We start from the raw sequence: 19,628 nt of genomic DNA, 5'->3' as shown, positions 1-19,628 counted from the left end.
TGTTAGAGTGAAGGGGACGAACTTTCTAAGTTCGTCTCCTTTTTTGATCTTTAAGGTAAGTACTTAATGCTATTTTGGCCGTTCGAAGGGTCGGGATAAAGTTGAGAAAAAACGGTTGGAAAATCATTGGGAACATTAAAAGCTAGAAACGTTTCGTACATAGAAATATTGTCTAGCTCTTTCTGACGCCTAGCCATATATGCTATTTTATTGTCTTCTAAGTTTGTTACGATTAACTGCGACTCATCATTAGGTAACGGTACCCAATTACGTTCAAAAAGTGGTGATAAAGCATTTATATGCCCTAATGTATTAGTAAAATAGTTAAAGTTTCCGAGAAAATTATTAAAAATTGATTGAGTTAAGTTTTCACCGAACATTGGAGGGGATGTAAATGTAGAAGGATGTAATGTATTTTGATGATCGTAATTTTGAGTTTGCTTATTTATAGGTGTTACATCAGGGCCTTTTTGAAAAAAAAACAAAAACCATACAGCGTGAGTTTGCTCGTCTGCTGCTGCACGTCGAAATCTATCTTTAATCATTGGATCATTTGCTTTATCTGCTATATCTAAATAAGAATCAACGGTTTCTTGTTCATCTTTAAAAGCAAATTCGATTCCTGCCTTATAGTTGTCGGGGCATTCCTCGATTATTTGGTAAGACGGCTTTCTTCCTGTTAAATTTGTATAAATTTTGCTAAATTCCTCGAGATGACTTTGTTCATCCTTTTGTATCTCAAGTATTCTATTCTTTTCATCCTCAGTAGTCGCCATTTTGGCTAATTTTTCATAACAAACAATAGCACTATACTCACCATTAATTGCCTTCTGTATATCATTTATTAGTTGTGTATCATTGATGGGTTGAAAATTACCATTATACTGTGGAGCATAATGATAATAGTATGGATTTGGATACATGATTGTCCTCCTTTACCTTTAATCATCAACATATCTTATGCTTTGTGTATAGGTAATTGTGCAAAGTCATTTCTTGTGTTGCCTAGGTTGGGTGTTAATTCAACAAGACTTAGTATCTAAATAAAAAGGAGCATCGTTTACTAAGAGAACAAAAAAATTAAATTTCGTTGAAAATGTATATGACTGGATTTTTTTGTAATCCGTTTGCGACTGTAGAAACAAATTACTCGCTTGGGGTTTTAACTATTTGTTTTTTAGTATTTATAAAACATTCTTCAAGTAGTTCCTAATTTCTTCTTTTCATCGAACTACTAAAATTGGAGCATCTTTTAAAAATGCGCGCACCAGTGATAAACGTTGCTTTTCACCACCTGATAGAACCATCGAACAGACGGATGAACATCATAAAGAAAGGGGGAGTCGCCGAAAAGGGCTTTATTTGTGGTGAACAAAACTTTTTAAATGCTTTTGAAATGTTGATGTTTATTTTAGGATGATTCAATCGATGGAAAAAAGAATTATCTCCCATTCATTTAACACAGTAATGCCTTCTATATTTGATATTTGAGTTTAAACTGTTGAGGCTTCTTTTTATTATAAAGAATCGTCACCCATTGTCCTTCCTCAAAAAAAGCACGATTTTTCGTATATGTCCATACTTTGCTCGTGACAGTGATTGATTTATTTTGTAATGACGTAAATTGTACTGTCAACTTTACTCTACGCTTTGATTCTCCTTTTGCATATTAATCTCATGGCCGACTGTTCGGTGTGAAAAATCACTTTCGATAATCTTTGCGTTCGTTTCAATCCATTCAATTTTTTGATACTTCAATGGTAATAGCCAAAGTATGACGAGAATGATTAGGAAGAAGATACCCAAACCAATAATAATGAACATTTGCATCCCCACTTATTTTCTTTTTTAAAATGTTAGAATATTAAGCTAAATAGTGCAACTTAAAAGCAGTAAAGCAAGAAGAAATTTTGCTAGAGAATGGCCTATATTATGCAGTAATTATAACGTTATATAGGTAGTATTTGTAGTCTGATTGTTTCGGTTATTGCCTAGTGCTCTTATATCTTTATGAGAAGAGAGAGTCCTGTAAACATGGCGGACCCTCTAATGAAAAGTGGACCGGCAAACAGTAGATGAATTTTTTCATGCTGTAATATATTTTTTATAAAATAGTTGACTTCTTTTTTTGTTGTAACTATAATGGTTACAGCTGGAGGTGATGAAGATTAAAATTAGCAGTCGTTTTACAATCGCTGTCCATATTTTATCAATCATCAAACAAAATCCATCGACCATTTGCACATCGGAATTTATGGCAGAAAGCGTAAATACAAATCCAGTAGTGATTAGGAAAATATTATCCTATCTTAAAAAGGCAGGTATAGTGCAAGTGCGCCGGGGGACAGGTGGAGCTTCTTTAGTCAAAGATTTAGATACTATCACTTTGCTAGAGGTTTTTCGTTCAGTAGAAGTTGTAGAAGAAGAGCAGTTATTTCATCTACATGAAAATCCAAATCCTGATTGTCCTATAGGTGCCAATATACAGGCTGTGTTAGAGCTAATTTTAGTGCAAGCACAAGAAGCTATGGAACAAGTATTAGCCAATATTACTATGGAACACGTGATTACATCTTTAATCCATGAAATTCAACAATCACAATAAATGCATTCTTTTAACTTATTCCAGCGGATGTTTGGACACCCGCTGGAATAAGTTAATGCCTCCGGCGGATGTCACGGAAATCGGAAAGGAGTTCTTAGAGATGTTAGCTTAAGATCATCGCATCCATGCGATAACGGCTAACTGACCTGCATCGTGCAGGCCTAAGCACAAAGCCGATTTCGGACGCAATTATGCCGAGGCATAATTGATCTGAATGCATTATTTATTTGACTTGGTTGTAACTAAAACGGTTACAACTGAGAGAGAAAGGAAGGTTTTATTGGATGACTCTTAAAATAAAAGCATATTCGGATTTTATTTGTCCTTTCTGTTTTTTAGGGAAAGGGCCATTAGATGAAATTGCAAAAGAAAAGGATCTTGAAATAGAGTGGATGCCGTTTGAATTAAGACCTAAACCATATCCAAAAATTGATCCTTGGAAAGAGCCTGCTAAATTGGGATCGTGGGATTCCTATATTCTCCCTACAGCCAAAAAGCTAGGGATTGATATGCGATTACCGCGTGTATCTCCACATCCTTATACAAATTTAGCTTTTGAAGGATATCAATTCGCTAAGGTGCATGGAAAAGGAAATGAATTTCATCATAGAGTTTTCACAGCGTTTTTCCAAGAGGAACAAAATATTGAGGATGTAGAAGTATTAACTCAATTAGCGAATGAGGTAGGTCTGCCTAAAGAAGAATTCAAAGAAGCTTTACTTTCAGGTAAGTATCGTGAAGCACATCAAGAAGCTTTAAAGCATGCTTATGAAGAAGCGAATATTACGGCTGTTCCTACATTAATTATTGGTGATGAAATGATCCAAGGATTAGCTAGTAAAGAAAGAATAGCACAAGTCATCGATCAGCAATTAAAGAAATAGGTAATGTAAATTTGGATTTAAACAATAATGTATAAAATAAAGCTACTTGTAAAAATCTATGTAGATAAATGAATCTAATTAAAATTTGGAGGAAATACAAATGTCAGTAACAACAACTAATTTAAAAGAAGCAATTATTAATCGTCGTTCAATCCGTAAAGTGAAAAAGAACGCAGCGATTACAAAAGAAAAAATTGAAGAGCTATTAAAAATCAGTGTACAGGCACCATCTTCATTTAATATGCAAAGTGGACGTGTAGTAGTTTTAATGGATAATGAACACGAAAAGTTTTGGAACATTGTCAAAGAAACATTGCGTGCACGTGTTCCAGCAGAAAACTTTGCTGCAACGGAAGAGCGTTTACAAGGCTTTAAAGATGGCGTAGGAACGATCTTGTTCTTTGAAGACCAAGCTACAATCAAACAAATGCAAGAAAACGCTCCTTCTTATAAAGAGCAATTCCCATTCTGGTCTCATCAAGGAAATGCAATGTTACAATATGCAACATGGATGTCTTTAACTACTGAAGGAATTGGCGCATCTCTTCAGCACTATAATCCAATTATTGACGAGGAAGTTAAAGAAACTTGGAATATTCCTGCAGAATGGAGCCTCGTAGCTCAAATGCCATTCGGTGAACCAGATGAACAACCAGGAGAAAAAACTTCTTTACCTTTTGAAGATGTAGTGAAGTTTTATTAATTAACATCTAACTACAATGAAACCCCGTTAAGTGGACATGATTCACTTAACGGGGTTTCACCGTATTAGTGACTAACAATGTGATGATCGTAAACGACACAGTACCCAATTCCTTTATTCAAGAAACACTCAGCTGAAGACCAACACGATAATATTTTAGACTGTAAAAATGCGGGGTTTTTAATGGTGTTATCTTCAAACAGAGTGTTATCGATTTTTAAAACAGTATAGCCTTGTTTAATATCTAGCTCATTATTTGCTTTATAGTTTTCTTGATGAAGCTTATATACTCTTTGCTTCCAACTACCAAGTTCACGATGATTAAATATTTTTTCAATCGTTTGATTCCACTTTTGATGATTACCAATGCCTTCGAAGTAATGCAATCCCACTTTTTTCGCTTCTGGTACAATTACCTGATCAATAAAATCATTTATTAGATTATTAAACTGTTCATTATTTTCATTCCCTATAAATAAAAATCCATCGTTGTTGCCTAACCAAATAAGTGCTGTACGTGGTGTGTCGAAATTATCCACAAATATTCGTCCAGGATTCACTCCCTCTACGACTGCTTTTGCTTCTAATTGACCTTGCTCATTCAGCAGCTCTTTACACCTGTAAAATTCATTTTGCTGTAGTTCTACATCACTATCCTTTCGCATTAATTTTGCTATATTTTGACTAAAAGTTAGGAATGACATTTATTAAAACGTATACCATGTGCTTAGGTTGATTGGAGTGGAGGCTGGGTGACTTCTTGGGGATCAGCGATAGAGGAACGAAGGCTAAAACCATCACATCCTGTGATAACGCCTTCGTGACCAACATCGTGCTGTTGCTGTCGCTTCGTTGGACTACGCTTTCGCACAGAATGAAACCCTTTTGCTGCCGCTACGTTAGCACTACGCTTTCGCGCAAAAAACATCTGTTGGCCCGAGACCCTGGAGCGAGCATCGCGAGTGAAGCGGCTCATCGAACGCCCCCAGGAAGCTTTGCTCTGTGCGAAAGCGAAGCGGTAGCAACAAAGTTTTAACTGTGCGAAAGCGAAGCGACAGCAACAAAGTTTTAACTGTGCGAAAGCGAAGCGACAGCAACAATGTTTTAACTGTGCGAAAGCGAAGCGACAGCAACAATGTTTTAACTGTGCGAAAGCGAAGCGACAGCAACAAAGCGCCCAGCCGGAATGGAAATCAACCCCACGCTATGATGATAATCCTTTACTTTATCATATAGGTAAATGATGGTAATATCCATCTTGCTATCTATATTTATAAGGTGTGTTTTTTTACGATACGTTCATATTTCATTAGAAAGTGTGTGCTATGATAATGTACATAGAGGAGGGAGTCACATGATTATAGTTGGATTAACTGGTTGGGGTGATCATCCTTCACTTTATAGTGGAGTGACTGCCTCAAAGGACAAATTATTCGATTATACAGGTCATTTTTTAACGGTAGAGGTAGATACCTCTTTTTATGCCATACCTTCTAAAGAAAATGTTCGGAAATGGTGTGAGGATACACCCGAAAATTTTCGGTTTGTTGTGAAGGCTTATCAAGGAATGACTGGTCATTTACGTGGCGACATACCGTTTGAATCGAAGAATGACATGTTTAATGCCTTTATCGAATGTGCCAATGAATTTAAACGTCATGGGAAGCTAGCGATGGTACTAGCACAATTCCCACCATGGTTTGATTGTCAGACTAAAAATGTTCAATATCTAGTGTATATTAGGCAGCAGCTTAAAGGCTTTGACGTAGCTATTGAGTTTCGCAATCGAACATGGTATGCGGACAATGTAGTGCAGCAAACAATGGATTTTTTACGAGAGCATCAATTCATTCATACAATTTGTGATGAACCACAGGCTGGCGTAGGCTCTGTTCCACTTCATCCTACTGTTACTGCAACGAAGGCACTTATACGTATTCATGGACGTAACATTCATGGATGGCGCAATACTGGTAATGCCGAAAATTGGCGGAAGGTTCGTTTTTTATATGATTATAATAGTGAAGAATTGCAACAGCTTGGACAGCATATAAAACATCTCCAGTCAGAAGTACAGGACCTGTATGTATTATTTAATAATAACTCAGGGCTACATGCTGCTAAAAATGCAAAAGAGTTACAAGGAATTTTAGCGATTAATGATGTAGGGTTAGCACCTAAACAATTAAACATGTTTGAAGGGGAACTATAATGGAGTTTTTTCTTTTAGTTATTATTGCATTATTATCTGGAGTAATTGGCTCATTGGTTGGGCTTGGTGGAGGAGTTATCTTAGTTCCAGCGACATTATACGTTGGGTTAAATCTAGGGGTGATTCCAGATATCACTCCTCAAAAAGTGGTTGGTTTATCTGTTGTCATGATGATTTTCACTGGACTTGCCTCTACATTAAGCTATATGAAATCTAAAACAGTTGATTATAAAAGCGGTTGGATATTTTTTATAGGGAGTATTCCGGGCACAATGTTGGGTGCATGGGTAAATAAGGGGCTAGATTTACCATCATTTAATTTATATTTTGGTATTTTACTTATTATTTTAGCGACGATATTACTTGTACGTGATAAATTGAAACCAGTAGAATGGTTTGTAAAAAACGGTCTGCAACGAGAGTTCGAAGATAAAGAAGGAAATACCTTTATATATGGGTATCCAATTTGGTTTGCCATTGCATTAACATTTGGCATTGGCTTTGCCTCTGGATTATTTGGTATCGGTGGAGGCTCGATGATGGTGCCTGCCATGATTATTTTATTTTTATTCCCACCACATGTTGCAGTGGCAACATCGATGTTCATGGTATTTTTATCGTCGATTGTTAATTCAGCGAGTCATATTTATTTGGGTAATGTGCCATGGCTTTATACGATTCCTGTTATTCCAGGAGCTTATATTGGCGCAAAGCTAGGGGCAGCATTAAATAAAAGAATTAAATCAGATACGCTTGTAGTAGCACTTCGAGTTATTTTATTATTATTAGGAATTCGTTCCATTATCGATGGTTTATTGTAATATTTATTTTAGATGTCTATAGTTCCGAAAAGTGAAGGTGACGTTAATAGCAATTCTTATACAGAAAAGGAAGCTATTTTAAAGAAGAGGTGGCTTAATTGCTGGAAAAAATTCATGTTTTTCATACGAATGATTTGCATAGTCATTTTAAATATTGGCCACGAATGCAAAGCCATGTGAAAGAAATGCGTACTAAACTTACAATCATGGGAGAGACAAGTTATTTATTTGATGTCGGCGATCATTTAGATCGTTCAAATATTTATACAGAAGCAACAATTGGTAAGGGCAATGTGAAGTTATTGAATGAAGCCGGCTACGACGTAGTGACAATTGGTAATAATGAAGGGATAACATTGTCCCATGAGGAGCTTTATCATTTATATGATGAGGCAGCTTTTGACGTAGTAGTGGCCAATGTAAATGCTTCACATGGAACAAATCCAGCGTGGATGAAGCCGTATGTTGTATTAACAACTGCTTATGGCACAAAGGTTGCAGTGATTGCAGCAACTGCTATGTTTGAAATTTATTATAAGGAATTAAACTGGGAGATAGACGAGGCACGAAACACACTCATTCACTTAGCCTATCAGCTTCGTAAAAAAGTAGATATTATTGTTTGCTTGTCGCATTTAGGGATAACAGAGGATGAGCTTTTAGCTGAGGAATGCCCAGAAATAGATGTTATATTCGGCTCACATACTCATCATGTTCTACCAAATGGAAAGCTAATTAATGGCGTTTTATTAACAGGTGGAGGGAAATTTGGTCAATATACTGGCCATCTTGTGTTAAATTATGATAAAAAAATGAGGGAAATTGTTGAAAAAAAGGATTTTCTGATTCATAATAAAGATTTGCCTACGGTTAAAAATGAACATGAAATCGTTCAGTTTTTAGAAAATGAGGGCAAACGATTACTCGATATGCCAGTATTCACTACAAAAAAATCGTACAACAAAGAATGGTTCCATTATTCGCAATTATCCGATTTGTTCGCGCGGGCTATTTTAGAGAAAAGTGGAGCAGATTGTGCGTTATTTAACGCGGGTATTTTTTTAGATGGTTTACCTAAGGGAACAGTGACGGCACTAGATTTGCATAGAATTTTCCCACATCCTATAAATTTATGTACGATTGAATTATCAGTTGCTGAAATGAAAGAAATTTTTCAGCAATCTAAAAATGAAGAATGGCCCTATATTGAGCTAAAAGGATTAGGGTTTAGAGGCGTTATCTTCGGGAAGATGTTAACTTACGGTTTTTCAATGAATGAAGATCGCCAATTACTGATCAATGGGAAGCTAGCAGATAACGATCGAATTTATAAATTAGTAACACTTGATTTGTTTACGTTCGGTTATTTTTATCCAAGTTTTAAATATGCTAAGAAAAAATATATTCTACCAGAATTTTTACGAAACATTATGATAGATTATGGGCAAAGATTCTTTAAGCAATAGTAGATAAAACGCTTTTAGAATGGATTGGGGAAAAGGTCATGCGGTTAATTTCAATCGATGTATTAAAAGAAGGAATGGTATTAGCAAGAACCATTTGGAATGAGGCGGGACACCCTCTTTTAAAAAAAGATGTTGTCATTAATGAACGTATCATACAAAGACTTCAACAATTAAATACGCATTATTTATATATTGACGATAAAGTTTCTGAAGGTATTGAGGTACAGGAAACAGTCCCAACTGTTGTTCGAAATAAAACGATTTCAACCATTAAAAATTCTTTCCAATCAATCAATGGTTTAAATCCAGTAAATGCCTCTTATGTGCTTGACCAACAATCAAAGGCAATTGTCTCAATTGTAGATGAGTTACTATCGGTAGTTAGTGGCAATGATGAAATTCTAACAATACTAACAGATGCGTATTTATTTGATGAATATTTATATCAACACTCCTTTCAAGTCACTCTTTATTCGATAGCGATTGCTAAAGAGCTTGGATACTCAGTCGAGGATTTACGTTTAATTGGGATTGGCGCTTTGCTACATGACATAGGGAAAATTATGGTGCCGAAAGAAATACTGACTAAGCCTGGACGCCTAACGTGTGAGGAATTTGAAACGATGAAGCAGCATACTCGATATGGTTTTGATTTGTTACGTAATTTACATTCCATATCATTGATTGTTGCACATTGTGCCTTCCAACATCACGAACGGATTGATGGGAGTGGCTATCCACGGGGCTTAGTTGATTTTGAAATCCATCCGTTTGCAAAAATTATTGGTGTAGCAGACGTCTTTGATGCGGTGACCACAAGTCGTGTATATCGTGAAAAAATGCTACCTTCTCAGGGCCTAGCAATTCTAGAAGCAGGCTCTGGAACTATATACGATGCACGTATTGTAAAAGCATTAAAAAGGTCTGTTGTCCATTATCCTAACGGTGTTATTTTAAAATTATCGGACGGACGTCGAGGTATTGTATCAAGACAATATACATTGGATGCAGCATCACCGTGGATTCGTATTTTTGAGGAGCAAAATCAAATATTAGCAGCTACATATGAAATTAATTTAGTGGACTACCCAACCGTAAGCATTGAAAGTGTTGAAGTGGATTATGTGGTACCATGGAAAATAGAATAAAAATCTCCTCCTGTTCATACTTTATGAAACAGGAGGAGATTTTTTGTTTTTCCCTCGAAAAAGGATGAAATTACGATCATATAGTAATTACGGCAACTATAGAAAAAAGGGCAGTCGGTTGAATAGATTAACCCTAGTAGTTGTATTCATGATTATCGGTGTTTTTTTATTTATTTATTATTTAAATGGGAAGCTTATGCCGACCTACTTAGATTATGCTGAAATACAAACGGCTAAGATTGCATCTTCCGTTGTGAGTAAAGCCATTGATTCTCGTACATCAAGTGTTATGGATGTTAATGATATTCTTGTAGAAGTAGCCCCTAGTAGCAACTCTGGTGGCAGCTCTGATTTGAAAATTAATACAGAAACGATTAATCGGGTTCGAACAGAAACGGTCAATCAAGTAAAATTGTATTTAGAGCAGGCAGAGCAAGGGGAGTTGTCGCATTTACCAAATCTTGATAATGTTGAATATGATTATAACAAGATTAATGAAGGGAATGGGGTAGTTTTTTATATGCCGTTGAGTCAGGCGGCTAATATCCCTTTAATTGGGAACTTAGGACCTAAAATTCCGATACGCTTTCATGTAATTGGCAATGTGCATAGTGAAGTTACTTCTTCAATAAAGGAATATGGTATAAATAGCGCATATATGTCGGTAGGGATTCATATAGAAGTAAATGTGCAAATTATTGTCCCATTTGCTAGTAAAACTACAACAGTTACTCAGGATATTCCGGTGGCAATGGGCTTAGTAAGGGGGGCAGTTCCAAATGTGTATTCAAATGGTAGTGAAGAGGCACCTTCAATTCAAGTACCTGTCTCTCCTAAAAAGTAGTTCTTTGTGCAAGCACAAAGCCGGTTCTGGACGCAATGTTGCCGAGGACAAAATTGATTATGATAGTTGTTGGAGTTCATTTATTATGTTACATTGACAACAGTGAAGATAGTAATATAAAATGCACATATTTGATAGGGGCGATATCCGTATGACATCTTGTAAACCTACAAGCAAAGAAAAAGAAGAATATTTAAGAAAACCAGATTGGTTAAAAATTAAATTAAACACAAATGATGAATATAAAGGGCTAAAGAAGCTCATGCGAGAAAAAAATCTGCATACAGTATGTGAGGAAGCGCGCTGCCCGAATATTCATGAATGCTGGGGTGAACGACGTACAGCAACAATGATGATTCTTGGATCTGTTTGTACGCGTGCTTGTCGTTTTTGTGCTGTTAAAACGGGTTTACCAAATGAATTAGACTTAGATGAGCCAGAACGTGTAGCAGATTCTGTAGCTATTATGAACTTGAAGCACGTTGTTATTACAATGGTAGCGCGTGATGACTTAAAGGATGGCGGTGCGCAAGTATTAGCTGAAACCGTGCGTGCGATTCGTCGTAAAAGTCCAGCTACATCTGTTGAGGTTTTACCGTCCGATTTAGGAGGTTTGAAAGAGAACCTTCAAATTTTAATGGATGCGAAGCCAGATATTTTAAATCATAATATTGAAACAGTGCGTCGCTTAACGCCAAGAGTACGTGCTCGTGCAAAATATGAACGCTCATTAGAGTTTCTACGTTTGGCAAAAGAAATGCAACCAGACATCCCTACGAAGTCATCTTTAATGATAGGCTTAGGTGAAACAGATGAAGAAATTTTAGAAGTTATGGATGATTTACGCGCAATTAACGTAGATATTATGACAATTGGTCAATACTTACAGCCAACGAAGAAGCATTTACCTGTTAAAAAGTATTATTCACCGATAGAGTTTGGTAAAATGCGTAAAATCGCAATGGAAAAAGGATTTAAGCATTGTGAAGCTGGTCCGCTTGTACGTAGTAGCTATCATGCTGACGAACAAGTTAACGAAGCAACAAAAGAACGTCAATTACAAACAGAACTGTAAAAACAAATGTTGAAATGGATGTGATGTCCCTTTGATCAATATTGAAGGATATGAATACGAGCTTATTACAGATTACCGAGAAGCTTTCGAAGAAGAAGTGTTCAAGGAACGATACTCGGATATTTTAGCCAAATATGATTATATTGTAGGTGACTGGGGCTATAATCAATTGCGCTTAAAAGGCTTTTTTGACGATAAAAATCAGAAAGCTACTTTCGATACAAAGATTAGTACACTACAAGATTACCTATACGAGTATTGTAATTTTGGCTGTGCCTATTTCGTTTTGCGCAAATCCGGAAAATCCACTCAGCAGCCAGTAGCTGTAGTAAGTGAAGGAAGTCAAGTGACAAAGATTGTTGAGAATGAACAAATAGCAGAATAAACGTTAAAAACCTGATGCAAATTGCATCAGGTTTTTACTTTGAAGTGATAGGTTTTTAAAAAATGGTAATAATAAAAATATGGCATAGCGTGAGGTTGATTTCCGTTCCAACTGGGCGCTTTGTTGTTGCTGTCGCTACGCTTTCGCACAGAGCAAAGCTTCCTGGGGGCGTCGGGCTAACACGATGTTAGTCACGAAGGCGTTATCACAGGACGTGATGCTTTTAGCCTTCGTTCCCCTAATCGCTTCGCTGCAGGGTCTCGGGCCAACAGATGTTTTTTGCGCGAAAGCGTAGTGCAACGAAGCGACAGCAACAGCACGATGTTGGTCACGAAGGCGTTATCACAGGATGTGATGGTTTTAGCCTTCGTTCCTCTATTGCTGATCCCCAAGGAGCCGCCCAGTTTCCACTCCAATCAACTTATTTACAGGGTATACGCTTTAACAAATAATATCTCCAACTTTTGGTGATGAATCAAAAAGAACGGATTTTAACATTAATTCTAGTTTTATTTATATTAAAGGTGTGTGTTGTTTAGATGAAAAAAGCTGTATTTTTGGACCGTGATGGGGTCATTAATGAAGTATTAACGGATCGCGTTAAATTTGTAAACAAACCTAATGAGCTCTATTTCCTACCGCATGTTCCAGAAGCTATAAAAAAATTGAATAAATACTTCGACTATATATTTGTAGTTACTAATCAAGGTGGCGTTGGATTGGGATATATGAAAGAAACGAAGCTTCAAAAAATACATGAGCATATGGTAAAAGAATTGAAGAAGGAAGGAGCCACTATTCACGAAGTCGTCTATTGTCCCCATAAACCTAAATCGGGCTGTGCTTGCCGTAAACCTCATAGTAAATTAATCGTTGATCTTGCTGAAAAATATAATATAGACTTGGCAAAATCCTACATGGTGGGAGATATAGATACAGATATCATAGCAGGCAAACGAGCGGGAACGAAAGGCGTATTTTTAGGTGAGAAAGATCCGCTAGCAGATGCGGTTTTTCCAGATTTAATTAGTGCTGCTGATTGGATTATTAAGGATGCAACAGCATAAAGCTAGTATTGTTGAAGTGGAAAGACGAAACGTATAAATCATGTAAAAAAGGATAATTTATTTATTGGAGGTGATTAATTTGACTAAAGAAAATAAAAAATCGTTAGATCGAGAAGAATATGGATTTGGCTTTGATATTAGTGTTGATGATTTAGCAGTAATTGGGCAAAATCAACAAGCAAAAAAACAACACGACAATGAAAACAAAGACAAGCCTCGCAATAAGGATAATCCTGCTAAATTAAATAATGAAAAGTAGGTGCACGATACAATGCTCCTCAATTTAAAATACTTATAAAAAATCCCGCCATATTTCTGTTGAACAGTGCGTAAAGGATATCCTATGTCTACAGAAAAGCGGAATTTTTTTGTGTTGAATTTTTAACTTCTTTCAGCAGGTGTCCAAACACTCGCTGAAAGAAATTAATAAAGCAATTATGCCGAGGCATAATTGCTTTATTAATTTCTTTTTATTGACAAGTTGAAACACCCAAATAGAAGGGTGTTAATTTAATAATTCACGTAAATATTCACGTAGCTCGATTGTATCTTCCTCTGTTCGATTGTATACGTGCTCAAGATAGCCAGGCTCTTCTACATCATCTGGACCAATTATAGCAAAGCGTCCAAATTGGATATCCATGACAAGCACTTTTCCAAAGAAACGACCCGATTGCAAAATGGCTAAATCATAACGTAACTTGTCCCCAGCAAAACTAACAAAGCGTGTTTTTGTATCTTCTACATCATCATATAAAAAAAAACGTTCCATCTTTTAATCTCCTTCCAGTCCTATAGATATGGTACTATAGAAGAGAAATGACTATCAACTTTTAAAGATTTGAATGGGGGCTTTCCTTGTGTATTTTGTAGATCGTAATAAAATCACAAAAAATTTACAGTACTTAGATGGGCTATTAGCTATTTTAGAGTCAGAAGATAGCTGGCTAGAAAACGATATTAAGAAATTAGCAATCGAGCGAATTGGTCACAATGTGATGGAGTCAATGATGGATGTTGGAAACTTAATGATTGACGGCTTCATTATGCGTGATCCAGGAAGCTATGAGGATATTATTGATATTTTAATCGATGAAAAAGTCGTATCTACTGAAATGGAAGCACCGTTAAAAGCAGTAGTTGGCTTACGTAAAATGCTTGTTCGTGAATTTACAGATGTAGATGTTCAGGAAGTTGTTAATGTATTAACAGCGACTTTACCAGCATTAAAGCAATTCTCACCAGCTGTGAATAGTTATGTAACAAATGAACTTGGCCCTGTTTCTGCATTTTTACCAGAGGATCATCAATGAAAACCTACAAGGCATATTGCTTTGATTTAGATGGTACAGTGTACCGTGGGAAGGACGGCATTCCTTCTGCGATTACTTTTATACATCGGCTACAACAAGCAGGAATCGAGCCATTTTACGTAACAAACAATTCTTCTAAGACAAGAGAACAGCTGCAGGAAGCTTTAAGTGCTATAGGTGTGAATGCACCGTTAGAACATATTTACTCCAGTGCATTAGTTACAGCGAAATATGTAGCCTTGAATTTCCCTGGCAAAAAAGTAGCCATGTTAGGTTCTGATGGTATTCGTAAAGCATTATTTAATGAAGGTATTGAACCTACCGAGGATGCGCCAGAGGTATTTGTTATGGGGATTGATCGAAATCTAGATTATATGGCACTTGCGAAGGCGACGGTTGCTGTGCAAAATGGGGCAACGTTTATAGCTACGAATCAAGATATTAAATTCCCGACGGAACATGGATTTCTCCCAGGTAATGGGTCATTTGCCCGATTAGTAGGTGAGGTTGCAGACGTTGAGCCACTCTATATCGGTAAACCATCCCCTGCAATGCTTGAAGCCATTGCAACAGAGCATGGCTTTATGAAAGCTGAAATGGTGATGATTGGCGATAATTACGACACAGACATTATGTGTGGGATTCGTTTTGGCTGTGATACAATCCATGTGAATACAGGTGTTACACCAACAAAGGTTGTACTTGAGAAGGAGCAGCAACCTACTTATGTGGTAGAAGCTTTAATTTAACTTCTTTCAGGGGATGTCCAAACACCCCTGAAAGAAGTTAAAGCCTCCGGCGGATGTCACAGAATCGGAAAGGAGTTCAATATAGGATGTTAGCCTAAAATCATCGCATCCATGCGATAACGGCTAACTGACCTGCGTCGGTGCTGCTGCCGCTACGCTTTCGCGCAAAAAACATCTGCAGGCCTAAGCACAAAGCCGATTCCGGACGCAATTATGCCGAGGTATAATTGATTCTTCTTTCATACAAAGCCTAAAATATAAAAAAAGGATGCTTATGTCGATTTTTTTGGCATAACATCCTTTTTATATGTTCAAATTTAGTAGTAAGCGTTTCATCATTATATGAATGAGGTATTACACCTTCATTACCATAATGGATTTTCTTCGATAAATTGATAAATGGCTTTCGTCAACTCTTCAGGAGAATCAGCCTCAACTAAGTCACCATTGACGATTGCATAAAATGATTCTGAACATTTTGTACAGTAACTAAGGCAGCCATATTCCAAAACGTCGATGTTCGGATCGCGCTCTAGTACTTCATAAGTTTTTTGAGAGCCATTTGCTAAATTACTTATACAAAATTCAACCATTGGATTCATACGTGTCACCTCACCAAAGTAATGCTACTCGCTTTTAAAACATTCGTCAATGATTTGAGTTGGCCGTGAGATAAAAGCAAATTTTCAGTGGTAAGGTTGGTCGCATTAATACGATAGCAAGCTAAAGTGTTAAACTATTTTTGCAAAAGTGAAGAAAAGGAAACGATAATTAAGGAAAATTCGAACAATAACGACGGTTTATCGAAGTCCAAATGACTCAAAAATCGTTCGAAAAAGGCAAGTTATCATTCATTTTGTGAAATCTTTCACAAAATTGCATTATGATATTGTGAAACTTCTCACAATCGGTTATACTCATTTGTGGATACTTTGTGAACAATTAATATAAGAGATATAAAAGGAGACTATTATGGGAAAATTAGTACTTTTAGGTGGCGGCTACGGCAATATGCGTGTCATGCTTCGATTATTACCAAACCTTCCATTAGATACAGAAGTTGTGATAGTAGACAGAGCCCCTTTCCATAGTTTAAAAACAGAATTTTACGCTTTAGCAGCAGGGACTGCAACAGATAAAGAAATTCGTGTATGCTTCCCGGAGCATGAACGTTTATCGGCTGTATATGGAGAAGTTGTTGAAATTAATCGTGCGGAAAAAGTAGTCATTTTAGAAGATGGACAACGTATTGAATACGATGATTTAGTAGTTGGTCTTGGCTGTGAGGATAAATATCATGGTGTACCAGGTGCAGAGGAGAACACATATAGCATTCAGACAATGGCGAAATCACGTTCAACATTCCAAGCACTTTGTGGTTTACCAGCAGGCTCTACAGTTGGAATTGTAGGAGCTGGCTTAAGTGGTATTGAGCTTGCAAGTGAGCTACGTGAAAGTCGATCAGATTTGAAAATAAAGCTATTTGACCGTGGTCCACGTATTCTGAAGGACTTCCCAGAAAAGCTAAGTAAATATGTAAAAGACTGGTTCGTAAAACATAATGTTGAAGTTATTGCCAATTCAAATATTACAAAAATCGAACAAGGTAAAATTTACAATCACGATGAAGAAATTGTGCTCGATACTGTAGTATGGACTGCTGGTGTACAGCCAGTCAAAATTGTTCGTGATTTGGAAGTTGAAAAAGATAAACAAGGCCGTCCGCGTGTAACACAATATTTCAATCTTCTTGATGACGAGCATGTATATATTGTAGGTGACTGTGCTGCTTCAGATTTACCTCCAACTGCGCAGTTAGCAGAGGAACAAGCAGAACAAATCGTGAAAGTACTTCGCATGCGTTGGAAAGGCGAAAACTTACCCGAGAAAATGCCTGATATCAAATTAAAAGGTTTCATGGGAGCTCTTGGTAAAAAACAAGGCTTTGTTTATTTAGCAGATACAACAGTAACAGGACGTATCGCACGCTTGATGAAATCAGGATTATTATGGTACTACAAACGTCAAAATGATTAATAAGTCATATAAAAAGGGATTGCTTCGAAATTTATTTCGAAACAATCTCTTATTTTTTCTATCCATTACGCCTCGGCATAATGGCATCCAGAATCGGCTTTGTGCATGAATTAAACAGTTTCGTCTGGCGTAAAGCCTTGCTTTTCAAGTGCAGTAAATACAGGCTTTAATTGCACATAGCCTTCGCCCACTACTTCATCATTTATAAGGACAAGTGGATAAAAAAATTCATCTTCTTGAATGCGTGTAGCATAATCTTGATCGCGCTTATTCTCAATTGGTCCTTCAATATCGATATAGCGAATATCATATCCTTGATTTGGATATTTTCGATCTATGGCTGCTTGTAGCCATTCATATGTATCCTTTGAAGATGGTGCATTGACACAACTCGCGCAGATTACCGCTGTTCCATAAATTTCAATCTTTGGTTTCGCTTGACTCATAGCATTCCCACTCCCCGTGATTCTATATTGGATTTTTTCTGTTGCTAACATTATAATCATTATAAGGAAAGGAGTCGAGACAAATGTCAGAAACAACAATTAACGACCAAGTTCAAGAGGTATTAGATAAATTACGCCCATTCTTACTACGTGACGGTGGAGACTGTGAATTAGTAGATGTAGAAGACGGCATTGTAAAATTACGTTTATTAGGTGCATGTGGTAGTTGCCCAAGTTCAACAATTACACTTAAAGCTGGTATCGAACGCGCATTATTAGAAGAAGTACCAGGTATTATTGAAGTGGAACAAGTATTCTAAAATGACTAAAAAAGTTCTAGCTGATTCATTCAGGCTAGAACTTTTTTTCTTACACTTGTCGAGCGTGTTCTTTTTCTTCTCGGATAATAGCCCATTGTTCCTTAGCCATATCAATGATTTTCGCCTCTCCACCTATACTTTGCTTTTCAATGACCTTTGAAAAGAAGCGAGTAGCATTCTCTAAGTCACCGATACGTCGTGACAGTTCAGCAATCATATACATAATTCGTACATCTGACATTTGAGTGGAGCTGTAATCCTCATTTGAATAAGAATCCATATAGTAATCTCGGGCCATTGTCATAAAACGTTTCTCTTGCCCTTCGTTTTTTAGTGAGCGATATAGCCATGCAAGACGTAATGTTAGTCCAGCTATAGCGACAAATTTTTCTTTTTTAATCGTACCGCAAAGAAACGCTAATTTATAAGCTTGTATCGCTTGGAAGACAGTACGTTCTCCCTTAAAATCATGGTGCACCCACTTTTCAGTAATTTGTGTGCGAATTTCATCTTGCGTGCCAGGGGCAAAATATTTTGAAAAGTCTTCTGTAAATGAAAAGCCACAATGTTCACAAACAAATACATTATAATAAAGGGCATTTACACCGTCTGCATAAATAGGTTGAAAATCTGTTTCTGTATGATCTACTTTAATGAATTTAGAGCGTACTTTTAATGTAGGAAATTCTTTTTTGCAATTAAGACATTGAGTTTTTTTTTCGTAATAAGGTGAAATCTCCATATTTGATACCTCTTTCATCGCTAATTACAACTATTATACCAATGTAAATTTTATAAACATGAATAAAAAATACTATTAATGTGAAAAATATTAGAATTTTTACTAATAATCAGGTTTGTCACAGAATTGAGCTTCAGGAAGCCCACTTCTTCAGAGGTGGGCGGAATGAAGTGCTTTTTTCTTTATAGAACATACGTTTATGTTGTATATTGTGAATAATCAAAAAAAAAAGAAAGAAATGACGGGTAATGACGAAAGGGAAGAAAGATTGTTTTGTTATAGAACTCCAGTTACTTATAGATACATGGCAAAAGGATATTCTATTAAATCGTTTTGAAATTGCCCGTACACTCTATAATACAACTTTGTCTTATGCAGTAAAACAATATACTTTAATGCAAGAATCAAAACACTATCGAAAACAATTACGTTGCTACCAAAAAGCGAAAAAATCGAATGATTCAAAAGAATTGAAGCAGACCGCAAAAGAATTAGATATCATTCGCAAATCTTTTGGATTAAGTGAATATCAACTGCATGCGTATATTAAAAAGCATCAACATAACTATAAAAAACATATAGATAGCAATACTTCTCAGAAAATCGCCTCTACTGTCTGGAAAGCGGTTCAAGATGTTCTATTTAAAGGGAGCAAAGCACACTTTAAACGTTATGGAATGTTTCATTCTGTAGAAGGGAAATCTAATAAAGCAGGCATTCGATTTAAAGAGAATATTGTCTTTTGGAATGGATTAACCCTTCCTGTTCGTATTCGCAAACAAGATTTGTTTGTAAAAGAATCCCTTGCTCT

22 protein-coding genes and 2 pseudogenes are annotated in these 19,628 nt (G+C 36.5%); 17 read left to right on the top strand and 7 right to left on the bottom strand.

Translation table 11 applies throughout. The features are described 5' to 3' along the window. Nucleotides 1-50 precede the first annotated feature (50 nt). On the bottom strand, nt 51-923 hold the full coding sequence (locus tag ACFXN8_RS20040; RefSeq protein WP_386847405.1) for a ferritin family protein: 873 nt from the start codon (nt 921-923) through the stop codon (nt 51-53). A gap of 715 nt (nt 924-1,638) precedes the next feature. Continuing rightward, entirely contained in the window at nt 1,639-1,824 is a 186-nt protein-coding gene (locus tag ACFXN8_RS20035; protein ID WP_386847404.1) for a hypothetical protein, read from the bottom strand. A 343-nt stretch (nt 1,825-2,167) separates the two neighbouring features. Here ACFXN8_RS20035 and ACFXN8_RS20030 point away from each other — a divergent pair, with 343 nt between their 5' ends. The 3 genes from ACFXN8_RS20030 (at nt 2,168) to ACFXN8_RS20020 (ending at nt 4,192) form a co-directional block, all read left to right on the top strand. Next, complete coding sequence (locus ACFXN8_RS20030) at nt 2,168-2,605, top strand: Rrf2 family transcriptional regulator (protein WP_386847416.1); 438 nt, start codon at nt 2,168-2,170, stop codon at nt 2,603-2,605. A gap of 284 nt (nt 2,606-2,889) precedes the next feature. Beyond that, complete coding sequence (locus ACFXN8_RS20025; RefSeq protein ID WP_376074936.1) at nt 2,890-3,489, top strand: DsbA family oxidoreductase; 600 nt, start codon at nt 2,890-2,892, stop codon at nt 3,487-3,489. A gap of 100 nt (nt 3,490-3,589) precedes the next feature. After that, nucleotides 3,590-4,192, top strand: a complete 603-nt coding sequence (locus ACFXN8_RS20020; protein ID WP_376074935.1) for a nitroreductase family protein — start codon at nt 3,590-3,592, stop codon at nt 4,190-4,192. 71 nt (nt 4,193-4,263) lie between these two features. On the opposite strand, the pseudogene ACFXN8_RS20015 reads toward ACFXN8_RS20020, so the two are convergent. After that, nucleotides 4,264-4,857: pseudogene (locus tag ACFXN8_RS20015) on the bottom strand (GNAT family N-acetyltransferase); the annotation flags it as partial. 689 nt (nt 4,858-5,546) lie between these two features. Between ACFXN8_RS20015 and ACFXN8_RS20010 the strand changes: the two are divergent. The 9 genes from ACFXN8_RS20010 to ACFXN8_RS19970 all read left to right on the top strand — a co-directional run bounded on the left by ACFXN8_RS20010 (nt 5,547) and on the right by ACFXN8_RS19970 (nt 13,469). Then, nucleotides 5,547-6,404: a DUF72 domain-containing protein gene (locus tag ACFXN8_RS20010; RefSeq protein ID WP_386847403.1), complete on the top strand. Its 858-nt coding sequence runs from the start codon at nt 5,547-5,549 to the stop codon at nt 6,402-6,404. Beyond that, a complete protein-coding gene (locus tag ACFXN8_RS20005; RefSeq protein ID WP_386847402.1) occupies nt 6,404-7,225 on the top strand; it encodes a sulfite exporter TauE/SafE family protein in 822 nt (273 codons plus the stop codon). Before ACFXN8_RS20010 ends, ACFXN8_RS20005 begins: the two co-directional genes overlap by 1 nt. Nucleotides 7,226-7,323: 98 nt before the next feature. Continuing rightward, the gene (locus ACFXN8_RS20000) at nt 7,324-8,691 is read left to right on the top strand and encodes a bifunctional metallophosphatase/5'-nucleotidase (RefSeq protein ID WP_386847401.1); all 1,368 of its coding nucleotides are present in this window, start codon (nt 7,324-7,326) and stop codon (nt 8,689-8,691) included. Between the two features lie 38 nt (nt 8,692-8,729). Further along, entirely contained in the window at nt 8,730-9,839 is a 1,110-nt protein-coding gene (locus ACFXN8_RS19995) for an HD-GYP domain-containing protein (RefSeq protein ID WP_376074922.1), read from the top strand. Between the two features lie 43 nt (nt 9,840-9,882). Continuing rightward, nucleotides 9,883-10,683, top strand: a complete 801-nt coding sequence (gene yunB / locus ACFXN8_RS19990) for a sporulation protein YunB (protein ID WP_386847400.1) — start codon at nt 9,883-9,885, stop codon at nt 10,681-10,683. Nucleotides 10,684-10,834: 151 nt separating this feature from the next. Next, nucleotides 10,835-11,758: a lipoyl synthase gene (gene lipA / locus ACFXN8_RS19985; protein WP_386847399.1), complete on the top strand. Its 924-nt coding sequence runs from the start codon at nt 10,835-10,837 to the stop codon at nt 11,756-11,758. 31 nt (nt 11,759-11,789) lie between these two features. Next, on the top strand, nt 11,790-12,143 hold the full coding sequence (locus tag ACFXN8_RS19980; protein WP_376074916.1) for a YutD family protein: 354 nt from the start codon (nt 11,790-11,792) through the stop codon (nt 12,141-12,143). 539 nt (nt 12,144-12,682) lie between these two features. Then, nucleotides 12,683-13,210, top strand: coding sequence for a D-glycero-alpha-D-manno-heptose-1,7-bisphosphate 7-phosphatase (locus tag ACFXN8_RS19975; RefSeq protein ID WP_386847398.1), 528 nt, complete (start codon nt 12,683-12,685; stop codon nt 13,208-13,210). A 64-nt stretch (nt 13,211-13,274) separates the two neighbouring features. Then, nucleotides 13,275-13,469, top strand: a complete 195-nt coding sequence (locus ACFXN8_RS19970) for a hypothetical protein (RefSeq protein ID WP_386847397.1) — start codon at nt 13,275-13,277, stop codon at nt 13,467-13,469. A 246-nt stretch (nt 13,470-13,715) separates the two neighbouring features. Here ACFXN8_RS19970 and ACFXN8_RS19965 read toward each other — a convergent pair whose 3' ends face one another. Beyond that, the gene (locus tag ACFXN8_RS19965) at nt 13,716-13,982 is read right to left on the bottom strand and encodes a DUF3055 domain-containing protein (RefSeq protein WP_386847396.1); all 267 of its coding nucleotides are present in this window, start codon (nt 13,980-13,982) and stop codon (nt 13,716-13,718) included. An 88-nt stretch (nt 13,983-14,070) separates the two neighbouring features. On the opposite strand from ACFXN8_RS19965, the gene ACFXN8_RS19960 reads away from it, so the two are divergent. After that, the gene (locus ACFXN8_RS19960) at nt 14,071-14,523 is read left to right on the top strand and encodes a DUF86 domain-containing protein (protein WP_386847395.1); all 453 of its coding nucleotides are present in this window, start codon (nt 14,071-14,073) and stop codon (nt 14,521-14,523) included. Continuing rightward, nucleotides 14,520-15,272, top strand: coding sequence for a TIGR01457 family HAD-type hydrolase (locus tag ACFXN8_RS19955; RefSeq protein WP_386847394.1), 753 nt, complete (start codon nt 14,520-14,522; stop codon nt 15,270-15,272). The genes ACFXN8_RS19960 and ACFXN8_RS19955 overlap by 4 nt, the downstream gene beginning before the upstream one ends. Before the next feature lie 365 nt (nt 15,273-15,637). On the opposite strand, the gene ACFXN8_RS19950 is transcribed toward ACFXN8_RS19955, so the two are convergent. Further along, nucleotides 15,638-15,874: a YuzB family protein gene (locus ACFXN8_RS19950; RefSeq protein WP_376074906.1), complete on the bottom strand. Its 237-nt coding sequence runs from the start codon at nt 15,872-15,874 to the stop codon at nt 15,638-15,640. A 370-nt stretch (nt 15,875-16,244) separates the two neighbouring features. Between ACFXN8_RS19950 and ACFXN8_RS19945 the strand changes: the two genes are divergently transcribed. Next, nucleotides 16,245-17,309: an NAD(P)/FAD-dependent oxidoreductase gene (locus ACFXN8_RS19945; RefSeq protein WP_386847393.1), complete on the top strand. Its 1,065-nt coding sequence runs from the start codon at nt 16,245-16,247 to the stop codon at nt 17,307-17,309. Between the two features lie 110 nt (nt 17,310-17,419). Here ACFXN8_RS19945 and ACFXN8_RS19940 read toward each other — a convergent pair whose 3' ends face one another. Then, nucleotides 17,420-17,755: a YuzD family protein gene (locus ACFXN8_RS19940; RefSeq protein ID WP_376074904.1), complete on the bottom strand. Its 336-nt coding sequence runs from the start codon at nt 17,753-17,755 to the stop codon at nt 17,420-17,422. 83 nt (nt 17,756-17,838) lie between these two features. On the opposite strand from ACFXN8_RS19940, the gene ACFXN8_RS19935 reads away from it, so the two are divergent. Further along, nucleotides 17,839-18,075 carry a NifU family protein gene (locus ACFXN8_RS19935; protein ID WP_053484205.1) on the top strand — a complete coding sequence of 79 codons (237 nt, stop codon included), beginning with the start codon at nt 17,839-17,841 and terminating at the stop codon, nt 18,073-18,075. 49 nt (nt 18,076-18,124) lie between these two features. On the opposite strand, the gene ACFXN8_RS19930 is transcribed toward ACFXN8_RS19935, so the two are convergent. Then, nucleotides 18,125-18,817 (bottom strand): DUF2225 domain-containing protein, encoded by a 693-nt coding sequence (locus ACFXN8_RS19930; RefSeq protein ID WP_376074903.1) that lies wholly within the window; start codon nt 18,815-18,817, stop codon nt 18,125-18,127. A 248-nt stretch (nt 18,818-19,065) separates the two neighbouring features. On the opposite strand from ACFXN8_RS19930, the pseudogene ACFXN8_RS19925 reads away from it, so the two are divergent. Next, nucleotides 19,066-19,628 (top strand): annotated as a pseudogene (locus tag ACFXN8_RS19925) (hypothetical protein); the annotation flags it as partial.

The sequence above is a fragment of the Lysinibacillus sp. NPDC059133 genome (assembly GCF_042755925.1).
Lineage (GTDB): Bacteria > Bacillota > Bacilli > Bacillales_A > Planococcaceae > Lysinibacillus.
This window is presented reverse-complemented; position numbering and strand designations above follow the sequence as displayed.

Bases quoted from the DNA above. Each gene is read 5' to 3' on its own strand.
- ACFXN8_RS20035 (WP_386847404.1), bottom strand. From the start codon at position 1,824: ATGTTCATTATTATTGGTTTGGGTATCTTCTTCCTAATCATTCTCGTC.
- ACFXN8_RS19950 (WP_376074906.1), bottom strand. From the start codon at position 15,874: ATGAATCCAATGGTTGAATTTTGTATAAGTAATTTAGCAAATGGCTCT.
- ACFXN8_RS20040 (WP_386847405.1), bottom strand. From the start codon at position 923: ATGTATCCAAATCCATACTATTATCATTATGCTCCACAGTATAATGGT.
- ACFXN8_RS19995 (WP_376074922.1), top strand. From the start codon at position 8,730: ATGCGGTTAATTTCAATCGATGTATTAAAAGAAGGAATGGTATTAGCA.
- ACFXN8_RS19955 (WP_386847394.1), top strand. From the start codon at position 14,520: ATGAAAACCTACAAGGCATATTGCTTTGATTTAGATGGTACAGTGTAC.
- ACFXN8_RS19940 (WP_376074904.1), bottom strand. From the start codon at position 17,755: ATGAGTCAAGCGAAACCAAAGATTGAAATTTATGGAACAGCGGTAATC.
- ACFXN8_RS20025 (WP_376074936.1), top strand. From the start codon at position 2,890: ATGACTCTTAAAATAAAAGCATATTCGGATTTTATTTGTCCTTTCTGT.
- ACFXN8_RS20005 (WP_386847402.1), top strand. From the start codon at position 6,404: ATGGAGTTTTTTCTTTTAGTTATTATTGCATTATTATCTGGAGTAATT.
- ACFXN8_RS19930 (WP_376074903.1), bottom strand. From the start codon at position 18,817: ATGGAGATTTCACCTTATTACGAAAAAAAAACTCAATGTCTTAATTGC.
- ACFXN8_RS19935 (WP_053484205.1), top strand. From the start codon at position 17,839: ATGTCAGAAACAACAATTAACGACCAAGTTCAAGAGGTATTAGATAAA.
- ACFXN8_RS20020 (WP_376074935.1), top strand. From the start codon at position 3,590: ATGTCAGTAACAACAACTAATTTAAAAGAAGCAATTATTAATCGTCGT.
- ACFXN8_RS20010 (WP_386847403.1), top strand. From the start codon at position 5,547: ATGATTATAGTTGGATTAACTGGTTGGGGTGATCATCCTTCACTTTAT.
- lipA (WP_386847399.1), top strand. From the start codon at position 10,835: ATGACATCTTGTAAACCTACAAGCAAAGAAAAAGAAGAATATTTAAGA.
- ACFXN8_RS19945 (WP_386847393.1), top strand. From the start codon at position 16,245: ATGGGAAAATTAGTACTTTTAGGTGGCGGCTACGGCAATATGCGTGTC.
- ACFXN8_RS19975 (WP_386847398.1), top strand. From the start codon at position 12,683: ATGAAAAAAGCTGTATTTTTGGACCGTGATGGGGTCATTAATGAAGTA.
- ACFXN8_RS19965 (WP_386847396.1), bottom strand. From the start codon at position 13,982: ATGGAACGTTTTTTTTTATATGATGATGTAGAAGATACAAAAACACGC.